Source organism: Vibrio sp. TH_r3, assembly GCF_033101115.1.
Lineage (GTDB): Bacteria > Pseudomonadota > Gammaproteobacteria > Enterobacterales > Vibrionaceae > Vibrio.
The window spans coordinates 1-235 of the sequence record NZ_JAWMPW010000112.1 but is presented as its reverse complement, the minus strand read 5'-3'; the positions used below and the strand labels follow the sequence as shown (position 1 = coordinate 235).

1 rRNA gene is annotated in these 235 nt (G+C 45.5%); it reads left to right on the top strand.

Annotated elements, in window-relative coordinates:
• Window positions 1–120: 120 nt before the first annotated feature.
• A 5S ribosomal RNA gene (rrf, locus tag R3X26_RS19015) occupies window positions 121–235 on the top strand; the annotation flags it as partial.

Sequence of the window (235 nt, the reverse complement as noted above, 5' to 3'; positions counted from 1 at the left end):
GCAGAAATTGTTCCAGACAATTTACTGCACTTCCTACATCCATGTAGGTCGCGGACTCAAATAAAGAACATTGAATGTGTAGAGACTTTTATCATTAGCTTTCCGAATTTTAAAATTTTGCTTGGCGACCATAGCATTGTGGACCCACCTGAACCCATGCCGAACTCAGAAGTGAAACGCAATAGCGCCGATGGTAGTGTGGGGCTTCCCCATGTGAGAGTAGGACATCGCCAGG